This window comes from Pseudomonas sp. YQ_6 (assembly GCF_043103245.1).
GTDB classification, from domain to species: domain Bacteria; phylum Pseudomonadota; class Gammaproteobacteria; order Pseudomonadales; family Pseudomonadaceae; genus Aquipseudomonas; species Aquipseudomonas alloputida.
This window is the reverse complement of record NZ_JBICJR010000073.1, coordinates 25,615-47,781: the sequence shown is the minus strand read 5'-3', so window position 1 is coordinate 47,781 and position 22,167 is coordinate 25,615. Positions and strand designations below refer to the sequence as shown.

The 22,167-nt window shown below is 60.5% G+C and carries 23 protein-coding genes; 11 read left to right on the top strand and 12 right to left on the bottom strand.

From position 1 onward, the window contains the following. Positions 1-169 precede the first annotated feature (169 nt). The 4 genes from ACF8FG_RS25505 to ACF8FG_RS25490 form a co-directional block, all read right to left on the bottom strand. Positions 170-460, bottom strand: coding sequence for a PA4642 family protein (locus tag ACF8FG_RS25505; RefSeq protein WP_003247360.1), 291 nt, complete (start codon positions 458-460; stop codon positions 170-172). A 68-nt stretch (positions 461-528) separates the two neighbouring features. After that, positions 529-999 (bottom strand): hypothetical protein, encoded by a 471-nt coding sequence (locus tag ACF8FG_RS25500; RefSeq protein WP_014589679.1) that lies wholly within the window; start codon positions 997-999, stop codon positions 529-531. A 51-nt stretch (positions 1,000-1,050) separates the two neighbouring features. Beyond that, positions 1,051-1,524: a WbuC family cupin fold metalloprotein gene (locus tag ACF8FG_RS25495; RefSeq protein WP_014589678.1), complete on the bottom strand. Its 474-nt coding sequence runs from the start codon at positions 1,522-1,524 to the stop codon at positions 1,051-1,053. A gap of 2 nt (positions 1,525-1,526) precedes the next feature. Then, complete coding sequence (locus tag ACF8FG_RS25490; RefSeq protein WP_010951990.1) at positions 1,527-2,084, bottom strand: hypoxanthine-guanine phosphoribosyltransferase; 558 nt, start codon at positions 2,082-2,084, stop codon at positions 1,527-1,529. 161 nt (positions 2,085-2,245) lie between these two features. On the opposite strand from ACF8FG_RS25490, the gene upp reads away from it, so the two are divergent. Beyond that, the gene (gene upp / locus ACF8FG_RS25485) at positions 2,246-2,884 is read left to right on the top strand and encodes a uracil phosphoribosyltransferase (RefSeq protein WP_003247366.1); all 639 of its coding nucleotides are present in this window, start codon (positions 2,246-2,248) and stop codon (positions 2,882-2,884) included. Between the two features lie 2 nt (positions 2,885-2,886). Next, the gene (locus tag ACF8FG_RS25480) at positions 2,887-4,152 is read left to right on the top strand and encodes a uracil-xanthine permease family protein (protein ID WP_003247369.1); all 1,266 of its coding nucleotides are present in this window, start codon (positions 2,887-2,889) and stop codon (positions 4,150-4,152) included. Between the two features lie 35 nt (positions 4,153-4,187). On the opposite strand, the gene hemH is transcribed toward ACF8FG_RS25480, so the two are convergent. Both hemH and ACF8FG_RS25470 read right to left on the bottom strand, forming a co-directional pair. Continuing rightward, complete coding sequence (gene hemH / locus ACF8FG_RS25475) at positions 4,188-5,204, bottom strand: ferrochelatase (RefSeq protein ID WP_019437887.1); 1,017 nt, start codon at positions 5,202-5,204, stop codon at positions 4,188-4,190. Between the two features lie 13 nt (positions 5,205-5,217). Then, complete coding sequence (locus ACF8FG_RS25470) at positions 5,218-6,123, bottom strand: TIGR01777 family oxidoreductase (RefSeq protein ID WP_019437888.1); 906 nt, start codon at positions 6,121-6,123, stop codon at positions 5,218-5,220. 186 nt (positions 6,124-6,309) lie between these two features. On the opposite strand from ACF8FG_RS25470, the gene ACF8FG_RS25465 reads away from it, so the two are divergent. The 5 genes from ACF8FG_RS25465 to ACF8FG_RS25445 all read left to right on the top strand — a co-directional run bounded on the left by ACF8FG_RS25465 (position 6,310) and on the right by ACF8FG_RS25445 (position 11,385). Then, positions 6,310-7,296: an NAD(P)/FAD-dependent oxidoreductase gene (locus ACF8FG_RS25465; RefSeq protein WP_010951987.1), complete on the top strand. Its 987-nt coding sequence runs from the start codon at positions 6,310-6,312 to the stop codon at positions 7,294-7,296. Between the two features lie 103 nt (positions 7,297-7,399). After that, positions 7,400-8,368, top strand: a complete 969-nt coding sequence (locus ACF8FG_RS25460; RefSeq protein WP_014589675.1) for a DUF523 and DUF1722 domain-containing protein — start codon at positions 7,400-7,402, stop codon at positions 8,366-8,368. Further along, on the top strand, positions 8,358-9,257 hold the full coding sequence (locus tag ACF8FG_RS25455; RefSeq protein WP_318079826.1) for a MerR family transcriptional regulator: 900 nt from the start codon (positions 8,358-8,360) through the stop codon (positions 9,255-9,257). The genes ACF8FG_RS25460 and ACF8FG_RS25455 overlap by 11 nt, the downstream gene beginning before the upstream one ends. Next, on the top strand, positions 9,248-10,690 hold the full coding sequence (gene phrB, locus ACF8FG_RS25450) for a deoxyribodipyrimidine photo-lyase (RefSeq protein WP_318079825.1): 1,443 nt from the start codon (positions 9,248-9,250) through the stop codon (positions 10,688-10,690). Before ACF8FG_RS25455 ends, phrB begins: the two co-directional genes overlap by 10 nt. Next, positions 10,687-11,385, top strand: a complete 699-nt coding sequence (locus tag ACF8FG_RS25445) for an SDR family oxidoreductase (protein ID WP_318079823.1) — start codon at positions 10,687-10,689, stop codon at positions 11,383-11,385. Before phrB ends, ACF8FG_RS25445 begins: the two co-directional genes overlap by 4 nt. A gap of 114 nt (positions 11,386-11,499) precedes the next feature. On the opposite strand, the gene ACF8FG_RS25440 is transcribed toward ACF8FG_RS25445, so the two are convergent. From ACF8FG_RS25440 to hemA, 6 genes are all read right to left on the bottom strand, one after another. Then, positions 11,500-12,018: an acyloxyacyl hydrolase gene (locus tag ACF8FG_RS25440; protein WP_014589671.1), complete on the bottom strand. Its 519-nt coding sequence runs from the start codon at positions 12,016-12,018 to the stop codon at positions 11,500-11,502. A gap of 106 nt (positions 12,019-12,124) precedes the next feature. Further along, positions 12,125-12,922 carry a glutamate racemase gene (murI, locus tag ACF8FG_RS25435; protein WP_014589670.1) on the bottom strand — a complete coding sequence of 266 codons (798 nt, stop codon included), beginning with the start codon at positions 12,920-12,922 and terminating at the stop codon, positions 12,125-12,127. Next, positions 12,915-13,670, bottom strand: coding sequence for a molybdopterin-synthase adenylyltransferase MoeB (locus ACF8FG_RS25430; protein ID WP_014589669.1), 756 nt, complete (start codon positions 13,668-13,670; stop codon positions 12,915-12,917). Before ACF8FG_RS25430 ends, murI begins: the two co-directional genes overlap by 8 nt. After that, positions 13,664-14,494: a peptide chain release factor N(5)-glutamine methyltransferase gene (prmC, locus tag ACF8FG_RS25425; protein ID WP_014589668.1), complete on the bottom strand. Its 831-nt coding sequence runs from the start codon at positions 14,492-14,494 to the stop codon at positions 13,664-13,666. Before prmC ends, ACF8FG_RS25430 begins: the two co-directional genes overlap by 7 nt. Further along, complete coding sequence (gene prfA / locus ACF8FG_RS25420; protein ID WP_003247392.1) at positions 14,494-15,576, bottom strand: peptide chain release factor 1; 1,083 nt, start codon at positions 15,574-15,576, stop codon at positions 14,494-14,496. Before prfA ends, prmC begins: the two co-directional genes overlap by 1 nt. Next, a complete protein-coding gene (gene hemA / locus ACF8FG_RS25415) occupies positions 15,573-16,850 on the bottom strand; it encodes a glutamyl-tRNA reductase (RefSeq protein WP_010951977.1) in 1,278 nt (425 codons plus the stop codon). Before hemA ends, prfA begins: the two co-directional genes overlap by 4 nt. 809 nt (positions 16,851-17,659) lie before the next feature. Between hemA and ACF8FG_RS25410 the strand changes: the two genes are divergently transcribed. The 4 genes from ACF8FG_RS25410 to ACF8FG_RS25395 are packed head-to-tail and all read left to right on the top strand — an operon-like array spanning position 17,660 to position 22,166. Continuing rightward, entirely contained in the window at positions 17,660-18,853 is a 1,194-nt protein-coding gene (locus ACF8FG_RS25410) for a hypothetical protein (protein ID WP_318079822.1), read from the top strand. A gap of 23 nt (positions 18,854-18,876) precedes the next feature. Beyond that, complete coding sequence (locus ACF8FG_RS25405; RefSeq protein ID WP_014589666.1) at positions 18,877-19,494, top strand: phosphatidylcholine/phosphatidylserine synthase; 618 nt, start codon at positions 18,877-18,879, stop codon at positions 19,492-19,494. Between the two features lie 12 nt (positions 19,495-19,506). Continuing rightward, on the top strand, positions 19,507-20,817 hold the full coding sequence (locus ACF8FG_RS25400; RefSeq protein WP_019437896.1) for an ATP-grasp domain-containing protein: 1,311 nt from the start codon (positions 19,507-19,509) through the stop codon (positions 20,815-20,817). 59 nt (positions 20,818-20,876) lie between these two features. Continuing rightward, a complete protein-coding gene (locus tag ACF8FG_RS25395) occupies positions 20,877-22,166 on the top strand; it encodes a PEP/pyruvate-binding domain-containing protein (protein WP_172833543.1) in 1,290 nt (429 codons plus the stop codon). The last annotated feature ends 1 nt before the right edge of the window (position 22,167 follow it).

The window sequence follows — 22,167 nt, the reverse complement described above, 5'->3', positions numbered from 1 at the left end:
CTAACGAAAAAACGCCCCTCGGGGCGTTTTTTTGTGCCTGGCGCTTGATCAGCCTGTACCGGCCTCTTCGCGGGCATGCCCGCTCCCACAGGTTCGGTAATGCCCGCAGGTGCGACGCGACTCCTGTGGGAGCGGGCGCGCCCGCGAAGAGGCCGGCACTGGCTACAGATCAGCCGCGGGCTTTATCGATGATCTCGATGTACTCAGGGGCATTGCGCTGGTCGGCAATCTGCTCGACGAAGGTCTTGCCGTGCTCGTCCTTGCCATCCAGGTCCAGGCCAGCTTCGACGAAGAAGCCTACAAAGCGCTCGAAGTCGTCCACGCGCAGGCCACGGTAAGCCTTGACCAGCTTGTGCAGCGACGGCGAAGTCACACCATCGGCCGGCTCGAACTGAAGGAACGACTTGATGTAGTCGTCGCTGATTTCGTCACCGATTACCTGTTTCTTGTCTTTACGCATTGCCGACTCCAACTGGACCATCACGGAATTTCGAAGGCCGGCAGTTTACCCCCCGCAGGCTTCGCGCCTCAACGCGTACGTACCGTCCCGGTGTGCAAGTCGGCCCAGATGTGGCCGTTGCCGTAAGTCAGAAACTGCACGTACAGGGTTTCGTTACGCAGCAGGTCCATCACCACCCGGTAGTTGCTCACCGGGTAGTTCAGGCTCAAGGTGCGGTTTTTAGCGTCATACACAGGCTTTTTCAGGCTTTTGGCCGCTTCACCATCGAACGTCAGCAGCACCTGGGCAATGGTCGCACCCTTGCTCAGCGGCTTGCCCTTCAGGCGCACCTGCAACGACGATGTGATCGGGATCGGCTGCTGATCGGACTGGCGCTGGGCCCCTACAACCACCGAATAGTCAGTCACTTGCAGCAATTGCTGGCTGGTCGGTGCTTCCTGGCGCAGGGACTGGTCATCAGGAGGCAGGAACTGACTGTGCAGCGGTGCGGCAGCGAGCGGCAGGCTAACCACCAGCAGGAGGGGAAGAATCGCACGCATGTGAGGCTCCTTGTATGAAGGAGCACTCTAGCACGCCGGGTACAGGCGATATCAATCGAACTGCGCGCGCATCCAAGCCTGGTAATCGGCCACGCCGGCTTCACCCTCGCGCGGCGCCCAGTGTGCGTGCTCGCCCTCGCCCACTGGTCGGTATGGCCCAGCCTTGCACTCGAACAGAATACTGTCCGGCTCCAGCACCACCAAGCCATGGTAGGTACCAGGCGCAAGATCCACACCCAGACAGTCGCCACCGGCCTGCAGCACCCGCTTGTCAGTCACCGCGCCTTGTTCATCGAAGATCAACAGGCCAAAACGCCCCTTGAGCGCTATCAAGGTTTCAGCCTTGTCGGCGCTCAAATGGCGATGCGGCGGAATGTAGGTGCTCGGTTGCAGCCCGACAGCCATGCGGTGGCAGGGCTCTTCCATATCGTGAAAGTTATGGTGCTGCCGCCCGCGCGGGTTGGCAGCGGCCTTTTCGGCCAGCCCGGCGAACAGCGATTGGTCGATGAACGCAGGCTGGCGCACGGTTACAGCCCCTTTACGGCGAAGATGCCGTTAGCGTTGCGCCAGTATCCTTTGTAGTCCATGCCGTAACCGAAGATATAGCGATCGACACAAGGCAGGCCCACATAGTTGGCCTTGAGGTCAGGGCTTGCCTTGCGGTCGTGGTCCTTGTCGATCAGCACAGCGGTGTACACCGAGCGGGCGCCGGCATGCTTGCAAAACTCGATGATGGCGCTGAGGGTGTGGCCTTCGTCGAGGATATCGTCAACGATCAACACGTCACGGTCGATGAACGACACTTCCGGCTTGGCCTTCCAGAAAAGCTCGCCACCGCTGGTCTGGTTGCGGTAGCGGGTAGCGTGCAGGTACGAGGCTTCCAGCGGGAACTGCAGGTGGGTCAGCAGTTTGCCGGAGAAGATGAGGCCACCATTCATCACGCAGAACACAACCGGGTTCTTGTCGTGCAGGTCCTTGCAGATCTGCTCGCCGACTTTGGCGATGGCCGCTTCGACTTCGGCTTCGGTGTACAGGCAGTCAGCTTCATGCATGACTTGACGGATATGCTCGAGATCGGCGGACATGGCGCGCTCCGGGGGGCATTTTGGAAAAGCGGGCAAAGGTACGCATCCGCTCGTCACAGATCAAGCATTTATGGACTAACGTCCAGAATGACCAGACGACAGCACAGGCTGAATAGATTAATCTAGCGCGGTTTTTTGCCCGCCTTTCGGAGCCCTCCCCTATGCCCACTCGTGAGATCCGCCATCCGCTGATCCGCCACAAGCTTGGCCTGATGCGCCGTGCCGATATCAGCACCAAAAATTTTCGCGAACTCGCCCAGGAAGTCGGCGCGCTCCTGACGTATGAAGCCACTCAGGACCTGCCCCTCGAAACCTACGAGATCGACGGCTGGTGTGGCAAGGTCTCGGTTGAAAAAATCGCCGGCAAGAAGATCACCGTAGTACCGATCCTGCGCGCCGGCATCGGCATGCTCGACGGCGTGCTCAGCCTGATCCCGGGTGCCAAGGTCAGCGCCGTCGGCGTTGCCCGAAACGAAGAAACGCTCGAAGCCCACACCTATCTGGAAAAGCTCGCGCCGGACATCAACCAGCGCCTGGCCCTGATCATCGACCCGATGCTGGCCACCGGCGGCTCGATGGTTGCCACCATCGACCTGCTGAAAAAGGCCGGCTGCAAAGAGATTCGCGCCATGGTGCTGGTCGCCGCACCAGAAGGCATCGAGGTGGTGGAAAAAGCCCACCCGGACGTGAAGATCTACACCGCCTCGATCGACCAGCGCCTGAACGAGCACGGCTACATCGTGCCAGGCCTGGGTGATGCCGGTGACAAGATCTTCGGCACCAAGCAAAAGGACGCCTGACCATGCAGGACGGCTTCAACGACCCGCTCTGGCGCCAGGTCGTTTCGGGCGCGCAGATGCTCTTCGTGGCATTTGGCGCGCTGGTGCTGATGCCCCTGATCACCGGCCTCGACCCGAACGTCGCGCTGTTCACCGCCGGCATCGGCACCCTGCTATTCCAGCTGGTCACCGGTCGTCAGGTACCGGTGTTCCTGGCCTCGAGCTTTGCCTTCATCACGCCGATCATTCTTGCCAAAGGCCAGTTCGGCCTTGCCGAGACCATGGGTGGCGTAATGGCTGCCGGCTTCGTGTACACCTTCATGGGGCTGATGGTAAAAATCAAAGGCACCGGTTTCATCGACCGCATGCTGCCGCCGGTGGTGATCGGCCCGGTGATCATCTCCATCGGCCTGGCCATGGCACCGATCGCCGCCAACATGGCAATGGGCAAAGGTGGGGACGGTACGGCACTGATGCCTTACAAGACGGCCATGCTGATCTCGATGCCAGCGCTGCTGACAACCTTGATCGTTGCCGTATTCGGCAAGGGCATTTTCCGCCTGGTACCCATCATCTCCGGCGTGCTGGTGGGCTTTGCCCTGTCGTTCGCTTTTGGGGTGGTCGATACCGCCAGGATCGCTGCTGCACCGTGGCTGGAAATTCCCAATTTCACCGCCCCTGCGTTCAACTGGCAGGCCATTCTGTTCATCGTCCCGGTTGCGCTGGCGCCGGCGATCGAGCATATCGGCGGGGTGATCGCAGTGGGCAGCGTGACCGGCCGTGACTACCTGAAAAAGCCTGGCCTGCACCGGACGTTGCTGGGCGACGGCCTGGCTACCACTGCAGCCGGCCTGTTCGGCGGCCCGCCCAACACCACCTACGCCGAAGTGACCGGCGCGGTGATGCTGACCAAGAACTACAACCCGAAGATCATGACCTGGGCGGCGGTCTTCGCCATTACCCTGGCATTCATCGGCAAGTTCGGCGCGCTGCTGCAGAGCATCCCGGTGCCGGTCATGGGCGGCATTCTGTGCCTGCTGTTCGGCTCGATCGCAGCGGTGGGCATGAACACCATGATCCGCCACAAGATTGACCTGGGTGAGGCACGCAACCTGGTGATCGTCTCGGTGACACTGGTGTTCGGTATCGGCGGCGTGCTGATCGGCAGCGGTGACGGCCCGGATGACTGGGGCCTGAAGGGCATCGCCCTGTGCGCCATTGTGGCTATTGCGCTGAACCTGATTCTGCCGGGTAATGACAGCTGGAAGCACAAGAAGCTGGATGTATAACCGGTCGGAAGGGGCCGCAAAGCGGCCCCTTCGATTCAGGCCTTCTCACACATATCAGCCAACACCCTCACCCACTCCGGGTGATCATTCAGGCACGGCACCAGCACCAGCTCCTGGCCGCCCGCCTCGACAAACTGCTCGCTGCCACGCATCCCTATCTCTTCCAGCGTCTCGATGCAATCCGCCACAAACGCCGGGCACATCACCAGCAGCTTCTTCACACCAGCCTTGGCCAACTCATCCAGCCGCGTCTCGGTGTAGGGTTCGATCCACTTGTCCCGGCCCAGCCGCGACTGGAACGATACCGACCATTTGCCATCCGGTATGCCCATGCTCTGCGCAAAGGCTTTGGCAGTAGCCAGGCATTGCCCGCGATAGCAAACCGAACGTACTTCGGCGGTTGCACCGTGGCAGCAATCGGCAGCGCGCAGGTCGTGCTTGACCCCCTTCGGAAACAGTTTCTTCAGGTGCCGTTCCGGCAAACCATGGAAGCTCAGCAGCAGGTGGTCGTAACCCTGCTCCAGGTATGGCCGGGCGCTGGCTGCCAGCGCCTCGATGTAAGCCGGGTGCTCGTAGAACGGCTGCAGCACGCGCATCTGCAACGGTAACTGGCGCTCGCTGACCGTCTGTTTTGCCTGCTCGATCACAGTGGTCACCGTGCTGTCGGCGAACTGTGGATAAAGCGGTGCCAAAGTCACCTTGCGCACACCTTGGGCGGCCAGCCGCGCCAACACATCAGGCAAGGCCGGCTGGCCGTAGCGCATGGCGATTTCCACCGGGCCATGGGGCCAGTGCTCGGCCATCGCTGCCTGCAGGCGACGGGTCAGCACAACCAGAGGCGAGCCCTCCTCCCACCAGATCGAAGCGTAGGCATGTGCCGACTGCTCCGGGCGCTTGATCAGGACCAGCGACACCAGCAAGCGCCGCACCGGCCACGGCAGGTCGATCACGTACGGGTCCATGAGGAACTGGTTGAGGTAGCGGCGCACATCGGCCACCGAGGTGGAGGCCGGGGAACCCAGGTTGACCAGCAGCAGGGCGTGATCGGTCATGCAGCGTCCTATGTCAGAGGCGACTGGACAGGTTGTCCAGCGCCGATTGCAGATCGTTGAAGCGGAAGGTGAAGCCGGCTTCCAGCAAGCGTACCGGGCGCGCCCGCTGGCCTCCCAGCAGCAAGGTGGACATCTCGCCAAGCCCGGCCTTGAGCAGCAATGCCGGCACTGGCAACAGCGCCGGCCGATGCAGGGCTCGGCCCAGTCGCCTGGCAAACTCACGGTTGCGCACAGGCTCCGGCGCGCAGGCATTATAAGGACCGCTGGCATCCTTGTGCTGCAAGAGAAAATCAATCAGGGCGACCTGGTCGTCTATATGAACCCAGGGCATCCACTGCCGCCCATTGCCCAAAGGCCCGCCCAGCCCCAGTTTGAAGGGCATGCGCAGGCGCGACAAAAAGCCGCCATCGCTGGCCAGCACCAGGCCGGTACGGACCAGTACCACGCGTATCCCCTGCGCTTGCGAACGCTGGGCGGTCTCTTCCCAGGCAATACACAACTGGCTGGCGAAATCTTCACGCACCGGGGGGGAAGCCTCGGTCAGTTCGCGTTCGCCACCGTCTCCGTACCAACCTACCGCAGAGCCGGAGATCAACACGTCCGGGCGCTGCTCACGGGTGCCCAACCAAGCCAGCAATTGCTCGGTAAGGGTGACACGGCTGGCCCACAGCACGCTGCGCCGGGCGGCCGTCCAGGGCCTGTCGGCAATCGGCGCACCGGCAAGGTTGACCACCGCATCAAGATGATCGTCGGCCTCCAGCTGCTCCAGGCGCGCGATACCACGCACCCCGCTACCACAGATTTTCGCCACCTGTTCAGGACGCCTGCTCCAAACCGTAAGCCGATGCCCTTGGCCCAGCCAGTACTGGCACAGATGCTTGCCAATCAAACCGGTGCCACCTGTCAGCAATATATGCATGGCTGTGTCCTCGCAGAATGCGTCGGTGGTCTATTTTTAACAGCAAGGCACTTTTTTGACCCGACGCTCTCGGATAAACATAGGCCAACCTGCCGCCAACACGGAATAACCTTATACATAATTTTGGCATTGTACAGGTTTGCCTGACAGCGTAGTCTGCTCACAGCAAGGTTTGAAGAGGCCATCATGACAGTACCTATCGCCATCATCGGGGCCGGCATCGCCGGTTTGTCAGCCGCCCAGGCCTTGCAGAAGGCCGGGCAATCCGTGCACTTGTTCGACAAAGGCCACGGCAGTGGCGGGCGCATGGCCAGCAAGCGCAGCGAGGCCGGCGCGCTCGACCTGGGGGCACAGTACTTCACTGCCCGTGACCGACGCTTCGTCGATCAGGTGCAGCAATGGGTCGCCGCCGGCTGGGCCGAGCAGTGGAAGCCTCAACTGTACAACTACCGTGATGGCGAACTTACCCCCTCCCCCGACGAGCAGACGCGCTGGGTGGGCGTGCCACGCATGAGCGCCATTACCCGCGGCTTGCTCAAGGACGTCACCGTCAATTTCGGCTGCCGCATAGCGGAAGTGTTTCGCGGCAAGCAGTACTGGCACCTGCAAGACACCGAAGGTTGCAGCCACGGCCCCTACAGCCGTGTGGTCATTGCCGTCCCGGCACCGCAGGCCACGCCACTGCTGGCCGCCACACCGAAGCTGGCAGCCGTGGCCGCTGGCGTGCAAATGGAACCTACCTGGGCCGTCGCCCTTGCCTTCGAGACACCGCTGGATACACCAATGCAAGGCTGCTTCGTGCAGGACAACCCGCTGGACTGGCTGGCCCGCAATCGCAGCAAACCTGGCCGCGACGAGCACCTGGACACCTGGGTACTGCACGCAACGTCAGACTGGAGCCGGCAACACATCGACCTGCCCAAGGACGAAGTGATCGAACAGCTGTGGGGCGAATTCGCCGAACTGGTCGGCTGCGTGGTACCACCGCCCACCTTCGCCCTGGCCCACCGCTGGCTCTATGCCCGCCCCAGTAGCAACCATGAGTGGGGCGCACTGGCCGATGCTGACCAAGGCTTGTACGCCTGTGGGGACTGGTGCCTGTCCGGCCGCGTCGAGGGCGCATGGCTCAGTGGCCAGGAAGCAGCGCGGCGCTTGCTCGAACACCTTGAGTGATGCCGAACTATACAAAAATACTAGTTTGCATAACTTCAGCGCTGTGCTGAAATAAACCTGTACAAGTTTCGAGTCACGTACAGGTTTATTTTCGGAGGCAGCCATGCACGACCCTTCCGCCCACAGCAAGCCGCGTATCGCCATCAGCGCCTGCCTGACCGGGCACAGCGTGCGCTACAACGGCGGCCACAAGGCCTCCGACCTGTGCCGTAAACAGCTGGAACAGCACTTCGACTGGCTACCCGTGTGTCCGGAAGTGGCAATCGGCCTGGGTGTCCCGCGCGACCCGATTCGCCTGGTAGGCAACCCCGAGCAACCCGAAGTGGTCGGCACCCGAGACCCTGGCAAGGACCTTACAGACCCGCTGCGCACCTATGGCGAGCAGATGGCCAACGAGCTTGACGACATCTGCGGCTACATCTTCATGCAGAAGTCACCTTCATGCGGCCTGGAACGGGTAAAGGTTTATCAGGACAACGGCCACCCGGCCGTGCATGGCGGCCGTGGCGTCTATGCCCAGGCTTTCTGCGCATTGCGCCCGGACTTGCCAGTAGAAGAAGAAGGCCGCCTGCATGACCCCGTGCTGCGCGAGAACTTCATAAGCCGCGTTTACGCCTACGCCGACTGGCAGCGCCTGCTGGCCGAGGGCCTGAACCGTGGCGCGCTGGTGCGCTTTCATTCGCGCTACAAGTATTTGCTGATGGCCAACAACCCCCAGGCCTATCGCACGCTCGGCCGCCTGCTTGGCAGCATGAGCAAGGCTGATGAACCACAGACCATCGGCCCGCGCTATTTCAGCCAGCTGATGCAGGCCCTGCGCCGCTGCGCCAGCCGCGGCACCCACAGTAACGTGCTGCAGCACCTGAGCGGCTACTTCAAGGATGCCCTGACACAGCAGGACAAGGCCGAGTTGCAGGCAGTCATCGGCCAATACCAACAAGGCGTGGTACCTCTGGTAGTGCCACTGACCCTGCTCAAACATCATTTGCGCAAGCACCCAGACCCCTACCTGCAGCAACAAGCCTACCTGCAGCCTCACCCCGAGAGCCTGGGCTTGCGCAATGCGGTCTGAGGACTTGCTGCCCATTGGCGAACTTGCCCGTCGCACTGGCGTCAACCCGGTCACCCTGCGCGCCTGGGAGCGCCGGTACGGGTTGCTCAAGCCACAGCGCACCGCCAAGGGGCATCGCCTGTACCCACTTGAGCAGGTCGAACGCGTCGAGTCCGTCCTGGCCTGGCTGCAGCGTGGCGCGTCGGTCGGCCAAGTCCGCGAGTTGCTCGACAAACCCGCCAGCACCCCACCGAAGGGTGACTGGCAAGCCCGGCAACTCCAGCTGATCGAAGCCATCGCCGGCCTTTCACAGCGCGCCCTCGACCAGCAACTCAACCAGGCCATGGCGCTGTACCCGGCAGTCACCCTGTGCGAGCAATTGCTGCTGCCGCTACTCGACATGCTCGACCTGCGCTGGCGCAATTACTTCAACGCTCGGGTGGAGCAGGTGTTTTTTCACAGCTGGCTGCGCAGCAAGCTCGGTGCCCGCGTGTACCACGACAACCAGCTGCTGCAAGGGCCTGCAGTGTTGCTGGCCGAAGACTGCGAACGCACCTTCAGCCCGGACTTATGGTTGTGCGCCTGGCTACTCACCAGCAATGGCTTCCCGGTCGAGGTGCTCGAGCAGCCTGTCGCAGGCCCGCAATTGCTAAGCGCCGTCAACGCGCTCAAACCACGCGCCTTACTCCTGCACCTGGGGCCACGCATCGACGACAAGGCGTTGCTGCGCACCCTGCAAGGCTTGCCGATCCCCAAGCTGCTGGGCGGTGCCACGCTGGCGCTGCATGAAGCCCGCTTGAAGGCTTTTGAGCTACCCGACCTTTTCCTGTTCGACACCCCGCAGGCGGCATTGCGCGTGCTTCAAGCCCATGATCGACAGCCTGTAGAGATAAATCCCCCATGCACCTGACCTGGCTGCGCAGCGACCTGCGTATCGATGACAACACTGCACTCAGCGCCTCTACCGAACGCGGCCCGACCATCGCCCTGTGGCTGGTCAGCCCCGGACAATGGCAAGCCCATGACGATGCCGACTGCAAAGTCGACTTCTGGCTGCGTAACCTGCATGACCTGCGCCAATCACTGGAAAAGCTGAACATCCCCCTGCTGATCCGCACAATCGATACCTGGGACCAGGCGCCACAGGCGGTGCTCGATATCTGCCGCCAACATCAGGTGCAAAGCGTGCACTGGAACGAGGAGTACGGCATCAATGAGCAGCGCCGGGATGATGCCACCCGGGCACTGCTGGAAAAGTCGGCCATCCAGGCGCACAGCTACCTCGACCAACTATTCTTCCGTCCGGGCACCGTACTGACTCGCAGTGGCGATTACTTCCAGGTGTTCAGCCAGTTCAAGAAAACCTGCCTGGAGCATCTGCACCGCAGCCTGCCGGCCCTGGCACGGCGGGTGAAGCGCCAGGCCCCGCTGAACATCGGCAGCGACCCGATCCCGCAACATGTCGAGGGCTTCGGAAAAACCACGCACGCACTGCGCGACCACTGGCCAGCCGGTGAAGCTGAGGCACAGTCCCGCCTGTCACGCTTCCTGGACGAAACCATCGACGACTACCACCACCTGCGCGACTTGCCTGCCAAGCCCGGTACCAGCCAGCTTTCCCCCTACCTGGCCGCCGGCGTGATTTCGCCCCGCCAATGCTTGCACGGCGCACTGGCCGGCAACCGGGGCGAGTTCGACAGTGGCAGCACAGGCGTGCAGACCTGGATCAATGAGCTACTCTGGCGTGAGTTCTACAAGCACATCCTCAGCGGTTATCCACAGGTCTCGCGCCACCGCGCCTTCCGCGCCCAGACCGAAGCCCTGCCCTGGCGTGACGCCCCGGCAGACCTAGAGGCCTGGGAGCAGGGCCGCACCGGCTTCCCGATCATCGATGCCGCCATGCGCCAGCTGCTGCACACCGGGTGGATGCACAACCGCTTGCGCATGGTCGTGGCCATGTTCCTCAGCAAGAACCTGCTGATTGACTGGCGCAAGGGCGAGCGGCACTTCATGCGCCACCTGATAGACGGCGACCTGGCCGCCAACAACGGGGGTTGGCAGTGGAGTGCGTCCACCGGCACCGACGCAGTGCCCTATTTCCGTATCTTCAACCCGGTTTCACAGTCGCAGCGCTTCGATCCACAGGGTCAGTTCATTCGCCACTGGGTACCGGAACTACAGGAGCTCGATGAAAAAGCCATCCATCAACCCATTAAACCGACGGACCTTTTCGGTAATACTTCGTACCTAAGTCCAATCGTAGATCTCAGCAGCAGTCGCCAGCGGGCCCTGGAAGCGTTCAAAGGGCTGCCACGCCGGCAGAATCAGGGGATAACGTCTTGATTAACTCGCGTAGTTTCTGGGTTACAGGCGCAAGCAACGGACTTGGCTTGGCTTTGGTGGAGCGGATGCTCGATGAAGGACATCGCGTTGCCGCGAGTGGCAAGGATAGCGATGCACTGGATGATTTGGGGACACGCTACGGCAGCCAATTGTTGCGTTTGCCGTGGCAGTTGCAGGAAGAACAACACGTCACCCATTCGTGCCAACAAATCTGCCATGCCTGGTGTTCGCTGGACGGGCTGATCCTCAACACCGGCACCACCGATTACCTGCCAGACAATGTCAGTGACAGTGAGCTGATCGAAGCGATCGTCACCACCAACCAGCTGGCCGCAGAGCATTGCCTGAGCAAAGCGCTGCCATTGCTGGCAAAGGGGCAGTCGCCCCAGGTGATGGGGCTTTTCAACCGCTATTCGGCGTTGCAGCTGTTTGCACCGACACAGGTGACTGCGGGCTGGAACAACTTGCCGCAATGGCTGCGTGAGCAGCGCAAGGCCCTTGAGGACCAAGGGATAGCACTGACCATCGTAGGGCCACAATCGTTGAAGGTTACGGTAACGTCGACACAGGCGATACCGGAGGCGTGGACGCCCGGCAGTGCCGCAGAGGAGTTGCTGCGCCGGTGGCCTCAGAGGGAACCCGAACTGGTCCTGGAGACGCTGGACCTCAGTAGCCTGTGGCCGCTGGCGCGTTGACCGCTGAAATCAGCATTACCTTCTTCGCGGGCAAGCCCGCTCCCGCAGATTACCCAGACCTTTATGCTGTGGTATTCCGGCAGGAGCGGGCATTGCCCGCGAATGCAGGTGAACTCAGAGCGCCATTCTGTAATGCAGGCTGTAGCTTTCTACACCATCGTTGGGCTCTTTGATGCCGGCGTTGGAATAGTGAATCGCCCGCACCCCAATCTCATGCCCGCCGGCAAAGCGCAAACCAAAACCAATGCGGTCCTCGAACTGGAACGCCGAACCCAGCTCGTTGCTTTCCAGTTCGGTGCTGGAGAACGCCGCCACCCCGATGCCGGCTTCGATGTAAGGCTTCACCGACTCCCCGGCAAACTCATAGACGAACACCGGCGCGAAGGACAGGCTGTGATTGCTCGCGGTCTCGTCGCCATCCCAGTAGGTGTAGGCCCCATCCCAATAGCCGGTCAGCCGACCAACGCTGGTCTGCCACCAACTCGCGTCCCAATTCGATTGCAGCCCTAGCCGGTAGACCATTGTCGAATCGCCAGTCTGCCCCACCGAGAACGAAACATCGGCAGCTTGTGCCGACATCGCTTGCCCCAAAACAAAGGCAGCAGTCGCTGCCAAGCCGAGCAGTTTCCTCATAAGAAACATCCTTCTTTCTGATGCTGTTGTTAGTGTCCGCCTCATCTCAGGCAAAGCGGTAGAAAGCAGAAGTGGAACGATAGTTCAGCCTTTTTTCACGTTTTTTTCACAACGCAAAGCTTTGCACATCGTCAGACTTATGCCACAGCACAGGTAGGATTTTTCTTAAGGCTTCTGGGTCAGCGCTTGTCCAGAAGCGTGCAGCGCCGGCCGGGCCTTCGGCCAATAGATCATTGGCACCCAGCAGCCGTCGCAACTGACGCGCCACGGCCGCGCCGGTGTCGATGATGGCCACGTCATCCGGCACCATGCCGGCCAGCAATGGGCGAAGGAAAGGGTAATGGGTGCAGCCGAGGATCAGCGTGTCGCAACCTGCTGCCAGCAGCGGCTGCACGTAACCTTGCAGCATCTGGCGCAACGCCGGACTTGCAAGGTCACCGGTTTCGATCAGTTCGACCAGCCCCGGGCAAGGCTGGGTAATAACCTGTACGTCGTTGGCGAAGCGGTCGAGCAAGGCTGCGAACTTGGCACTCTGCAGGGTACCGGTGGTGGCCAGCACACCGACCACGCCCGAGCGGGTGGCTGCCGCTGCAGGCTTGACGGCCGGTTCCATGCCCACCAACGGCCAGGTCGGATACAACTCACGCAGGTCGGCCACTGCCGCCACCGTGGCGGTGTTGCAGGCCAACACCATGGCCTTTGCGCCTTGCTCATGGAAGAACCCGGCAATGTGCCGGCAGCGCTCGCGGATATAGTCCGGCGACTTCTCACCGTAGGGTATATGCCCGCAATCGCCCACATACAGCAACGTTTCGTTGGGCAGCAGGCGCTGGATCTCGGCCAGCACCGACAAACCGCCAACCCCCGAGTCCATGACGCCGATCGGCGCCGAGCGCTCAGCCATCGCGCTTACCACAGACCGTGCAAGCCGGGTCGCGCTTGACACGAAGCTCGCGGATACGGGTGCCGAGGGCATCGATCAACAGCAAGCGGCCGACCAACGGCTCACCGAAGCCAGCCAGCAGTTTCATCGCCTCCAGCGCCTGCAGGCTTCCCACCAGCCCCACCAGCGGGCCAATGACGCCTGCTTCGCTGCAGGTCAGTTCAGCTTCGCTACCATGCCCGTACAGGCAGTGATAGCACGGGCTGTAGTCACGCCGCGGGTCGAACACCGACAGCTGACCTTCCAGACGGATTGCTGCTCCGCTGACCAGCGGCTTGCCGGCGGCGACACAGGCAGCGTTGACCGCCTCGCGGGTAGAGAAATTGTCGGAGCAGTCCAGCACCAGGTCGACCGCCGCCACCGCAGCCACCAGCGAGTCCTCGTCCAGTGCCTGGCGGTGAGCAACCAGGCTGACTTCCGGGTTGATTGCCTGCAAGCGCTGCAAGGCCGAGTCGACCTTGCTCATGCCAACGCTGGCACTGTCGTGGATGACCTGGCGTTGCAGGTTGGTCAGGTCAACGGTGTCGAAGTCGGCCAGGTGCAGCTCACCCACGCCAGCGGCGGCCAGGTACAGGGCGACTGGCGAGCCCAGGCCACCCAGCCCGATGATCAGCGCTTTGCTCTGCTTGAGCCGCAGCTGGCCATCGATGTCGATCTGGGCCAGCAGCACTTGGCGGCTGTAACGCAGCAGTTCCTGATCACTCAGCATGGCAGTCGCCCCAGGGTAATGCGTTCATGGCCGCCCAGGTCCGTGCGGCTGGCCACCTCGATAAAGCCATGTTCAGCCAGCAGAGCGCGTACCGCTGCCGCCTGATCGTAGCCATGTTCCAGCAGTAGCCAACCACCTGGCAACAAGTGCGCGGGGGCCTGGGCGGCGATCACGCGAAGGTCGTCCAGGCCATCGGCACCGGCCACCAGGGCACTGCTGGGTTCGAAACGCACGTCGCCGGCCACCAGGTGCGGGTCTTCAGCGGCAATGTAGGGAGGGTTGCTGACAATGAGGTCGAAACGCTCCCCGGCCAGGCTGTCGAACCAGTGGCTTAGCCGTACCCGAGCGTTGGCCAGGCCCAACCGCTGGCGGTTGCGCTCGGCGAGGGCAGCAGCCTCCTCCACCCGGTCAACCGCTGTCACCTGCCACGCCGGGCGCTCGCTGGCCAGCGCCAGAGCGATGGCACCCGTACCGGTACCCAGGTCGAGGACCTTGGCTGGCGAAGCGGGTTGCAGTTCAAGCGCCGTCTCGACCAGCAGTTCGGTATCCGGCCGCGGGATCAGGGTATGCGGCGCGACCTCCAGGTCGATCTTCCAGAAGCCCTGCAGCCCAAGGATATAGGCCACTGGCTCGCCGCCACGGCGGCGCTTCAGGTAGCCGGCATAGGTCTCGGCATCTTCGCTGCTGACGATACGCTCGGGCCAGGTATGCAGGTAGCTGCGCGATTTACCGATGGCCGCAGCCAGCAGCAGTTCGGCATCCAGGCGCTCAGTGGGCGATTCAGGCAACTGCGCGTTGCGCAACAGGCTGGCGATGACAGTCATCAGTCCCCCAAGGCGGCCAGTTGATCGGCCTGGTATTCGGCCAGCAGCGGTTCGATCACCGCGTCTACGCCACCGCTGAGGATGTCGTCCAGCGAGTACAAGGTCAGGTTGATGCGGTGATCGGTCACCCGCCCCTGTGGATAATTGTAGGTGCGGATGCGCTCGGAGCGGTCACCGGAACCCACCAATAGCTTGCGCTCACTGGCAATGGCGTTCTGCGCGGCACTGGTCTGCATGTCGTTCAGCTTGGCCGACAGCCAGGACATGGCGCGAGCACGGTTCTTGTGCTGCGAGCGCTCCTCCTGGCATTCGACCACGATACCGGTGGGCAAGTGAGTGATACGGATCGCCGAATCGGTCTTGTTGACGTGCTGGCCGCCGGCACCGGAGGCACGGTAGGTATCCACGCGCAAGTCGGCCGGGTTGATTTCGATGGCGGCCTGCTCGTCCGGCTCGGGGAGCACCGCCACCGTGCACGCGGAAGTGTGGACACGGCCTTGGGACTCGGTCTCGGGCACACGCTGAACCCGGTGTGCACCGGACTCGAACTTGAGCTTGCCGTAGACATTCTCGCCCTCGACGCGGGCAATGATTTCCTTGTAGCCGCCGTGCTCGCCTTCGTTCTCGGACAAGATCTCCAGGCGCCAGCCGCGCTTTTCGGCGTAGCGCGAATACATGCGGAACAGGTCACCAGAGAAGATGGCTGCCTCGTCGCCACCCGTACCGGCGCGGATTTCGAGAAACACGTTACGACCGTCGTTGGGGTCTTTAGGCAGCAGCATGCGTTGCAGCTGCGCCTCCAGGGTCAACAGTTGCTCCTTGGCTTCACGCACCTCTTCCACGGCCATTTCACGCAGGTCCGGGTCACTGTCCTTGAGCAGCGCCTGGGCGCCTTCGAGGTCGTCCTGGACTTTGCGCCACTCTTTATAAGCAGCGTAGACCGGCTCTACCTCGGCATACTCGCGGGAGTAGGCGCGAAAACGCGTCTGGTCGGAAATAACCTCGGCGTCACCGAGCAGGGCGGTGAGTTCTTCGAAACGGTCCTGGAGGATTTCCAGTTTGTTCAGCAGCGACGCTTTCATTGCGGGGATTTGTCCGTGGAGCCCTCATTGAGGGCAAAGAGTTCCTGGGCCATGGCCAGCGCATCGAGGCGGCCCTCGGCCGAGAGCTTTTTCAGCTGCACGCTGGGCGCATGCAGGAGTTTGTTGGTCAGGCCCCGGGCCAGCTGGGCCAGCACGTCTTCGGGGTTGCCGCCATTGGCCAGCAGGCGCAGGGCCTTTTGCAGTTCTTCGTCGCGAAGGCGCTCACTTTGCTGGCGATAGGCCCTGAGCACGTCCACTGCAGCCAGTTCGCGCAGGCGCAGCATGAAGTCTTCGGCGCCCACGGATACCAGCTCTTCGGCCGCCTGAGCCGCACCCTGGCGGCTCTTGAGGTTTTCTGCCACTACATCGTGCAGGTCGTCGACGGTGTACAGGTAGACATCGTCCAGCTCGCCTACTTCGGTTTCGATATCGCGAGGTACAGCGATGTCGACCATGAAAATCGGCTTGTGTCGGCGCTGTTTCAGAGCACTCTCGACCGCGCCTTTGCCCAGGATCGGCAACTGACTGGCGGTGGAACTGATCACGATGTCACTGTTGGCCAGTTCCTGTGGGATGTCTGCCAGCAGCACGGCATGCGCACCGAACTGCTCGGCCAGGATGCTGGCACGCTCCAGGGTGCGGTTGGCCACCACGATACGGCGTACGCCCTGCTCGTGCAGGTGGCGGGCGACCAGGGTGATGGTTTCGCCGGCACCGATCAGCAGGGCCTGGCTGCGGCCCAGGTCGGCGAAAATCTGCTTGGCCAGGCTGACCGCGGCGAACGCAACCGAAACCGGGTTTTCACCGATGGCCGTATCGGTACGCACCTGCTTGGCGGCGCTGAAGGTGGCCTGGAACAGGCGCCCGAGCAACGGCCCGACGGTACCGGCTTCGCGGGCCACGGCGTAGGCGGACTTCATCTGGCCCAGGATTTGAGGCTCGCCCAGAACCAGCGAGTCCAGGCCTGAGGCCACGCGCATCATGTGCTTCACGGCGTCGTGCTCTTCATGCACGTAGGCGCTGGCGCGCAGCTCGTCGATGCTGAGGCGGTGATAGTCGGCCAGCCACTGCAGCACGGCGTCGGCGGACAGGTGGTCCTGCTCTATATAGAGTTCACTGCGGTTGCAGGTCGACAGGATCGCCGCCTCGCGGCTGGACGTCAGTCTGCAGAGCTGCTGCAGGGCGTCTACCAGCTGCTCTGGGGTAAACGCCACGCGCTCGCGTACGTCTACCGAGGCAGTCTTATGGTTGATACCAAGTGCAAGAAAGGCCATGCAAGGTCGCTGGTTGTGACGGGAAGCCGATAATTGTCCTCTTTCGCAGGTTTTTGGACAACCACCGTTCGCTATTGTGCTGATAGTCCTGCGGCTATCGCCTTTTCGTAGCCTGCCCTAGCGGTGTTTTCAGGTCTTGCCGGCTTTTGATCTGGCTTTTGATCCTGACCTTGATCTTCGCGACTTCAGGAGGCCGAACGCAGGCCTTGCGCAGGGAGGTGACGGGCATGGATGCCCGTCAAGCGCTGTGCCCCAGGATGGGGCCTGCAGCGCGGTCCTCCCGGGAGCAAGCCCTACGCTCGGCCTCCTGAAGTCGCAATCTGCAGCGCCTGATCAACCGCGCGCTTAGAAGCGACAGTAAGAGCAAAAGCCAGAGCCATCGGCTCGACATCGCCCTAGCCAACTACGCCGACCGGGTCGAGAAGACTTTTGACATATTTCCAAAAGATTTATCCACAGTCTTGTAGTCCATTTCCCAAATACATGCCCAGCTGTTGCCCTACCCTCCTTCCGGACCTAGTCTTGACGCCGCTACATCGATATTCCTCACTGAGACAGCGATACGAGTTGGATAGCATCGAGCTATCAGTCCGTCGGTTTATTTGTAGCTATTAATTTTGCCGATTATTAGAAGTTTTGTTGATGAGGATCAGCAGCGGTAATGATGAACTGAAATGATGCACACTTACTTGCTGACACACCAACAACAAGCATTTTTATATTTCAGTTTTGTTAAGCTTATCTTAAAACGATTTCCAATGCAGGGTATGCTTCGTGCATGGCAGGAAGCTATATAATAGGCGCGAGCAATGGAAGAATTTGCAGCATCTCGTAGGCACTCAGTGCTTCTTTGGGGCGTTAACTTGTGTGCTATTTCGGCCTCTACGCTGAGCTATATTTATTTTTCCTACTATATTTATGCTCATACTGCTAGTCTAATACTTTCCCAAGTGGTGCTGTTTGCACCAATGGTTCTGCCGGTAATTTTTGTCGCTCCAATCTACCGACTGGCTGACTATCTAGCGCCACGCACCTTGCTGTGGAGTGCCAACTTGGCGTCGCTGGGCTGCGCGGCGGTCACCTACAAGATCCTGCCACATCATGTGGAAGTCGCCGTGTTAGGCGCGGTAGTCATTGGCACCCTGGATGCGCTGCAACGGGTAGGGCGTATTGTTGCCATCAAGTGTTATTTCCCGGGTGCGCAAATCGCCAGCTCAGTGCCTCTGACACTCACCGCACAATTCATTGCCGGCGGCCTGGCAGGCATCAGTCTGCTACTGTTCAAAGCCAACATGACGCCTGGGTTAGCCCTGCTCATTACTGTCAGTCTTTTTTCCATCGCGGCTTTGGCGGCCTATCTACTACCTGCGCCAACAAAGCCTCCGATCACCGTGCAGGTCGCACCAAGACTATTGACTGCCCTTGGTTCGCTTTTGCAGGAGTATCCCGCGCTACGCCTCAGCCTCTATCAGTTCATCGTCTTCGTCAGCCTTTTTCAGGGCTTCTTCAATGTGTCCAGGGTGCTGTTACCGGCCCATGTGCTGGGCTTGGGAGAGGTGTATGTCGGTTTGTTGCAGGCCGTCAATAGTGTGGCAGCTTTGGTGGGCGCAGTACTGTTCTATCGTTTGGGCAAGTGTAATGTGCAACCGCTACCTATGCCGATGGCTGTAGTCAGCGGCCTGTTCATGATGCTCGCAGCGTTCGGCCATGATATTCAGTCCAGTTACATCGCGTATTTTCTCTACATATTCTTTTTCGAACTGGCATTTTTCAAATTGCAAGCCGATCTTGTCAGGAGCACACCTACCAGCGCCATGCCGTTGATGGCATCTGTCCAGTATGCGGGGGTCTACTTAGGCATGATAATCACCATCTTCGCCGGATCAATACTGGTTAAGTATGTTGGCCTGTTCAGCACGAGCATTATCTTCGTTGCTTTCTATTTCGTCGCATCCAACGCCCTGCGAACGGCAGTTGCGATCAAGGGAAAACAACCTGTCTAAATAATTTCTTCAAGGAGAACAATATGCCCACATTGGCGCGTGTGTTTCCGTTCGTCCGTCTTTTGGATTTGGCGAACATATTAACAATGTTCAATATCGGCCTGGCCTTCGGTACTGTTTATTTTGCGTTGCAAAGACGGTTTGTTCTGGCGGCGACGGTGATTTGCCTGGCCGCGATGCTCGATTTCCTTGACGGCCACATAGCCCGGCGCTACCTGGCTGCGAACAGCGCGCAACGGGCCTTCGGCAAGCATCTAGACAGTTTTGCCGACTTGCTCAATTTCAGCATCACGCCAGCCCTTGTCATCCTGATCCTCGACCAGTCTCTTTCGGCCACGCTGGCCGCAGCAACTCTGGTTTTCACGGCCATTTTGCGGCTATCGCTGTTTGGCATGCCCGGCACATCGGCTGGCGGGGGATATCAGGGGCTACCCACCACATATTCAGGATTTGTCTTTGCGCTGGCGCTGATGGGGTTATCGGCCGGGCATTACGGTGCCGGTGTGATCGTCGGCCTAATGGCGCTGGTCGGCATCCTCCAGGTCACCAGCTTGAGAATTCCCAAGTATGGCGCACCTTCGACGGTCGCTTGCTTCGCAATGCTGTTCGGGCTCAGCACTATTTACTTTCATCCCTGGTAATCCGAGGTTCCAATGAAACACGTGGTTTTCGTCGACAGCACCGTAAGCGGCCTGCTGGCTTTTGAGGCAGCCAAACGGCTTGGCTGCCACGTCACCTTCATTCATCAGCGCGACGCCTCGTTCCTGACGATCTCGATCAAGGACGACACCTCCCGTCTCGAGCCTTACCTGCGATATGTGGATGCTTATTTGCGTATCGATAATCTGGAAGGCGGCGAATTCAGCCGGTTGTTGGCAAACCTGCACGCAGAGCGCCCTATTGACGCCCTGATCTCTACCTCTGAAGCAGCCATAGTACCGGTGGCGCGTGAGGCCCAGCGCCTCGGCACCCTCTACCCGAGGTACGAAGCTCTGTGCGGGGCGGTATACAAGAGTCGACTGCGCGAAACGCTGCGGGCACACGGACTACGCTCTCCTGATTTTGAAGTACTAAGCGAGGAGCAACTGATCAATGGGGTCGTTCCGAGTTTGTCGCTGCCATTCGTTGTCAAGCCGACCCGAGGATTCGCCAAGCAGTTTTCCGCCATTTGCCATAGCCAGACCGACTTTGACGCCTTTCTCGCCGAGTTGCGCCAGAGTCGCAAGGGTGCTGATCCTATGATCGACCACTTGGTAAGCCGCGACTATCTGGTCGAGCAATACATCGACGGTACATTGCATTCAGCGGAAGTCATCGTCCAGGACACCAAGGTCTCCTGCTTTGCGACCACCATCCGTTTCCGCGCCGACTATAGCGAAATATTAGAAATGACCGCGACCATGCCGTCAGGCCTTGACGCAGCACAGCGCGACGAGATCAAAGCATATGTGCAGGCAGTGTTCAGCGCTCTGGGGCTGGATGTTGGCCTTTATCATGTTGAACTGTTGCGCGATGCCAAAGGGCCCTGTCTAGTGGAGATCAACGCACGCATGATGGGTAGCGTAGCGCCGCAGATGTACCGGATGCTGACCGGCATCGACCCGTTCGAACTGCTAGTCCGTCTGCACCTGGGCGAGCCCATTCTAATTGACGACTCAGTGCTTCAGCGCGCAGGTAGCGTCGTAACTGTCGCCTCCCGCAATGGCGGTCATATCGCCCACGACTATGACCCCGACACCCTACAGCCATTACTGGACAAGTACGCCATCCGGTTTTGCACCGCCCACGTTGCGCCTGGCCAGGCGGTAAACGTCTATAGCGGCAACATCGGCACAATTGGCCACGTCATCGTTGAGGACGACTGCCCCCACTCTGCGGCGAAAAAGGGCAATCGCTTCCTGCGCGAGCTGTCCTCACTTTACGGCCTTGAACTCGCGACTTATACCGGCGCCGAGTTGGCTTAAACCTGACATGAACTGACAGCCCCCTGCAACGGACTGATTCGACTGATTAGGGAAGACATATGCACTCATTAAATCCTTCTCCCGTGTTCGCTTTTTCCGGCAAGGCCGATACCCTGCAGCAACTGGCACCACTTCTGAGCACCGGTCAAGTGTTGCCCCTTCATCGATTCACCGTGGCACAGTGGCGGGAGGACTGGCAGGCAGTGATCGCGCACTGTCAGGCGTTCTTTGGCGATGAGCCGCTGATTGTACGATCCAGCTGCCTAGCCGAAGACCGCGACGGCCATTCCGGTGCAGGAATGTACGCGTCAGTTCTAGATGTGTGTGGCGGCCAGGCACTCGGCGAAGCCATCAAGACGGTGATCGCCTCCTACGGCCTAGCTCGCGAGCGCGATGAGGTGCTGGTGCAGCAGATGGCGAGAGGAGTATTGGCCAGCGGAGTGGCGATGACCCGTGATCCAGAGACGGGTTTGCCATATTACGTAGTTGACTATGTACCAGGTGCCAGTACTGACGGTGTCACTACCGGCAACGAGACTGTGCACTCTTTCGTCTCCCTTGGCAGCGAGGCGGCAAGCGAGCCTGCGGAATTACTAGGGCTGTTTGCGTTGCTCGAAGAGGTACAAGTTCTAACCGGGCGCGATGCCTTGGACATAGAGTTCGCGATCACTGTCGATGGCCCTCTGCTATTCCAAGTGCGTCCCATGACCGCAGATGGGCCCCGTAATGCCAACGCACTTGCCGACGCCCAACTACGCAAAGTTTTGGAGCACGAGGTTTCCCAGTTCGAAGAGCTGATCTGCAAGCAACACCATCTGCGTCCTACGTCGACCGCCTTCCTTGGCCTTATGCCGGACTGGAACCCAGCGGAAATGATCGGTACCAAGCCGCGGGCGCTAGCCTACTCGCTATATAAGGAGCTGATCACTGACCTTAATTGGGCCTCTGCCAGATTCCGATACGGCTACCGGGATCTGCGGCGCAAACCGCTGATGTACCAGGTGGGTGGCTCTCCTTACATCTGCATTGCCCACAGCATCGAGTCATTCATCCCTGCCTCGGTACCTCAAGATGTTGCCGAGCGCGTAGTCGAACAGTGCGGCGAGTACTTGGCCATGCATCCTCATCTGCATGACAAGATCGAGTTCGCGATCATTCCTACGTGCTTCACGCCAGAGCTTACTAGCCCCGATGCCGCTGCCGCGCTGCCGGCGCTCCGGACTCTTAGTACCGAGCAGCACGAATGCTACTTGAACGAGCTACGCCAGTTGACCGAGCACATTATTTCCCCCAGCGGCCCGTTCTTCTCCGACCTGACACGTCTACCGAGTATTACTGACAAGGTGTAGA

Bases quoted from the DNA above. Each gene is read 5' to 3' on its own strand.
- ACF8FG_RS25505 (WP_003247360.1), bottom strand. From the start codon at position 460: ATGCGTAAAGACAAGAAACAGGTAATCGGTGACGAAATCAGCGACGAC.
- ACF8FG_RS25500 (WP_014589679.1), bottom strand. From the start codon at position 999: ATGCGTGCGATTCTTCCCCTCCTGCTGGTGGTTAGCCTGCCGCTCGCT.
- ACF8FG_RS25490 (WP_010951990.1), bottom strand. From the start codon at position 2,084: ATGTCCGCCGATCTCGAGCATATCCGTCAAGTCATGCATGAAGCTGAC.
- upp (WP_003247366.1), top strand. From the start codon at position 2,246: ATGCCCACTCGTGAGATCCGCCATCCGCTGATCCGCCACAAGCTTGGC.
- ACF8FG_RS25480 (WP_003247369.1), top strand. From the start codon at position 2,887: ATGCAGGACGGCTTCAACGACCCGCTCTGGCGCCAGGTCGTTTCGGGC.
- hemH (WP_019437887.1), bottom strand. From the start codon at position 5,204: ATGACCGATCACGCCCTGCTGCTGGTCAACCTGGGTTCCCCGGCCTCC.
- ACF8FG_RS25470 (WP_019437888.1), bottom strand. From the start codon at position 6,123: ATGCATATATTGCTGACAGGTGGCACCGGTTTGATTGGCAAGCATCTG.
- ACF8FG_RS25465 (WP_010951987.1), top strand. From the start codon at position 6,310: ATGACAGTACCTATCGCCATCATCGGGGCCGGCATCGCCGGTTTGTCA.
- ACF8FG_RS25460 (WP_014589675.1), top strand. From the start codon at position 7,400: ATGCACGACCCTTCCGCCCACAGCAAGCCGCGTATCGCCATCAGCGCC.
- ACF8FG_RS25455 (WP_318079826.1), top strand. From the start codon at position 8,358: ATGCGGTCTGAGGACTTGCTGCCCATTGGCGAACTTGCCCGTCGCACT.
- phrB (WP_318079825.1), top strand. From the start codon at position 9,248: ATGCACCTGACCTGGCTGCGCAGCGACCTGCGTATCGATGACAACACT.
- ACF8FG_RS25440 (WP_014589671.1), bottom strand. From the start codon at position 12,018: ATGAGGAAACTGCTCGGCTTGGCAGCGACTGCTGCCTTTGTTTTGGGG.
- murI (WP_014589670.1), bottom strand. From the start codon at position 12,922: ATGGCTGAGCGCTCGGCGCCGATCGGCGTCATGGACTCGGGGGTTGGC.
- ACF8FG_RS25430 (WP_014589669.1), bottom strand. From the start codon at position 13,670: ATGCTGAGTGATCAGGAACTGCTGCGTTACAGCCGCCAAGTGCTGCTG.
- prmC (WP_014589668.1), bottom strand. From the start codon at position 14,494: ATGACTGTCATCGCCAGCCTGTTGCGCAACGCGCAGTTGCCTGAATCG.
- prfA (WP_003247392.1), bottom strand. From the start codon at position 15,576: ATGAAAGCGTCGCTGCTGAACAAACTGGAAATCCTCCAGGACCGTTTC.
- hemA (WP_010951977.1), bottom strand. From the start codon at position 16,850: ATGGCCTTTCTTGCACTTGGTATCAACCATAAGACTGCCTCGGTAGAC.
- ACF8FG_RS25410 (WP_318079822.1), top strand. From the start codon at position 17,660: ATGGAAGAATTTGCAGCATCTCGTAGGCACTCAGTGCTTCTTTGGGGC.
- ACF8FG_RS25405 (WP_014589666.1), top strand. From the start codon at position 18,877: ATGCCCACATTGGCGCGTGTGTTTCCGTTCGTCCGTCTTTTGGATTTG.
- ACF8FG_RS25400 (WP_019437896.1), top strand. From the start codon at position 19,507: ATGAAACACGTGGTTTTCGTCGACAGCACCGTAAGCGGCCTGCTGGCT.
- ACF8FG_RS25395 (WP_172833543.1), top strand. From the start codon at position 20,877: ATGCACTCATTAAATCCTTCTCCCGTGTTCGCTTTTTCCGGCAAGGCC.